A 2,578-nucleotide genomic window follows, 5' to 3' on the forward strand; every position below is an offset into this window, starting at 1 on the left:
CGCTGACAGCAGACGCGGGCCGAACCCTTTGTGGGCCTCGTAAGACTCGGCGCCGCGGCGGGGACCGGTGGGGGCGGTGGGGGCGGTGGGGGCGGATCCAGGTGCGGGCTTCTATGGTTCGGCTATCGCGCGGCGGACGCGGCGGGCGGCGGCGACCAGGTTGCGGAGGGCGGGGTCCAGTTGCCAGTGGTGGCGGGTTTTCAGGCCGCCGTCGGGGTTGGCCCACAGCCGCTCCGGACCGACGGCGGACGCGGCGGCGGTGAGCAGTTCGTGCAGTTCGTCGATATCGGGGATTCTGGCCGAGCGGCTCTCGTACACTCCGGGGCCCACGCCGTGGCTGAGGCCGTGACCGGAGGCGTAGTCCTCTTCCAGCGCCTTGAGCACCCATTCGATCGACCTGGTCGCGACGATCGCGGTCACGTCGGCGTCCAGTTGCTCGATGGCCTGCACGATCTCGGTGCGCCCGGAGTACGGGATATGGGTGTGGATCTGGGTCCGCGGCTTCACACCCGACGTGGCCAGCCGGAACGCGCCGATGGCCCAGCGCAGGTATTCGGCGCGGCCTTCGGGGCGGGCGGGCCACATCTCCCGCAGCGCGGGTTCGTCGACCTGGATGATGCCGATACCGGCGCGCTCCAGATCCACCACCTCGTCGCGGATGGCCAGGGCGACCTGGTCGGCGGTCTCGTAGAGCGGCTGGTCCTGCCGCACGAAGGACCGCGCGACCATCGTGACCGGCCCGGTGACCATGCCCTTGACGGGTTTATCGGTCAGCGATTGCGCGTAGGTGATCCACTCCACCGACATCGGGGCCGGGCGGGAGACGTCGCCGTAGATGATCGGTGGGCGCACGCAGCGCGACCCGTACACCTGCACCCAGCCGAAATGCGTGGTCGCGAAGCCGTCGAGCAGTTCGGCGAAGTACTGGATCATATCGTTGCGCTCGTGCTCGCCGTGGACGAGCACATCGAGGCCGATATCCTCCTGCAGCGCGATCGTCGACGCGATCTCGGCCTCGATCCGCTTGCGGTACTCGTCGTAGGACAGCCGGCCCTCGCCCAGTTCGTGCCGGGCGCGGCGGGCCTCGGCGCTCTGCGGATAGGAGCCGAGAGTGGTGGCGGGCACCAGCGGCAGCCGCAGATGCTCCTGCTGCGCCTCGCGCCGGATCGCGTACGGTTCGCGTTCGCGCATTTCGGGCGTGATCGCGTACACGCGCTGACGCACGGCGTGCTTCTGCTTGAAATGCACCTCCCCGGGACGTTTCCGCCATTTGTCCGAGGGCCCCTCGGTCAGCGCCTTCGCCAGGGAGACGACCTCACCCACCTTCTGTTTCGCGAAGGCCAGCCGGTCGGCGACATTGCCGTCGATATCGTATTCGGCGAGCACGTCATAGGGCACGTGCAGCAGCGTGCTCCCGGTGGAAACCACCAGATCCGGGCACACTTTCGCGAGTTCGTTCAGATATTCGAGCGTGACGTAGCGGTCGGCCCGCCACACATTGGTGCCGCTGATGACGCCGGCATAGAGCCGTTTCCGTTTGATACCGGGAATCGCGGCCAGATCGTCGGGCCGGATTCGATACGACGCGAGATCGAGGCCGATCGCCTCCACTCCGGACGCGGCGAGAATGGTCAGCGCCTCACCGAAATCACCGTATTGGCCGGTGACCAGAATCCGCGGACGCAACGGTGATCTGGACAACCGGTCGTAGGCGCGGGCGAACGCCGCCAATTCGGCTTCGCTGCGTTCGGCGGTGAAACAGGGTTCGTCCAGCTGCACACAGGTCGCGCCCCGGCGCGCCAGGATCTCGAACAACTCCTCGTAGACCGGCAGCAGCCGGTCCAGCAGCTCGATGGTGTCGAACCCGGCCGACTCGCCGGGCACACTGCCGGCCTTGGACATCAGCAGCAGCGACACCGGTCCCAGCACCACCGGGCGCTGTTCGATACCTGCCGCCATCGCCCGGTCCCATTCGTCCAACAGGGCCTCGGGGTGCAGCGAGAAAGCGGTATCGGCCTCCAGTTCCGGCTGACGATAGTGGTAGTTCGTGCCGAAATAGCGCACCAATTCCAGCGGCGGCAGATCGGGGCGGCCGCGCGCCATCAGGAAATAGAAGTCCAGCGGATCCATCTCCGCGCGGAACTCCTCGAATCGGGACGGGACAGCGCCGAACAACAGGGCGTTGTCGAGGACATGGTCATAGAAGGAGAACGTGTTACCCGGAACCTGGGTGAGCCCGGTGGCGGCGAGTTCGTGGAACTGCTCGTCCTGGATATCGCGCGCGACCGCCCGCAACTCCTCTTGCGTTATCGCCTGCCGCCAATACGCCTCGAGCGCACGCTTGAGTTCCCGGTGCGGACCGATCCGAGGGTAGCCGAGCACACTCGACCCGAACCCGTCGTTCACGTTCACCATTGCCTCCTGTGATTTTGGAGCGGCTCCGCCGCTCGAGGGTGGGCGGTAATTTTGGAGGCGCTCCGCGCCTCGAGGGTGAGGCCCTATTAACCCGGTTCTTCACTCCCGGCGGTCGGTCGCTGCGCTCCCTCCCTCTGGTCGCTCCAGAACCGGGCGGGCCCCA

Annotated in this window: 1 protein-coding gene; it reads right to left on the minus strand. The window is 67.1% G+C overall.

Annotated features, from left to right (window positions below; translation table 11 throughout):
• Positions 1–111: 111 nt before the first annotated feature.
• The gene (metE, locus tag ACWDU1_RS31460; RefSeq protein ID WP_450004056.1) at positions 112–2,415 is read right to left on the minus strand and encodes a 5-methyltetrahydropteroyltriglutamate--homocysteine S-methyltransferase; all 2,304 of its coding nucleotides are present in this window, start codon (positions 2,413–2,415) and stop codon (positions 112–114) included.
• Between the last annotated feature and the right edge of the window lie 163 nt (positions 2,416–2,578).

The organism is Nocardia sp. NPDC003345 (assembly GCF_053589395.1).

Bases quoted from the DNA above. Each gene is read 5' to 3' on its own strand.
- metE (WP_450004056.1), bottom strand. From the start codon at position 2,415: ATGGTGAACGTGAACGACGGGTTCGGGTCGAGTGTGCTCGGCTACCCT.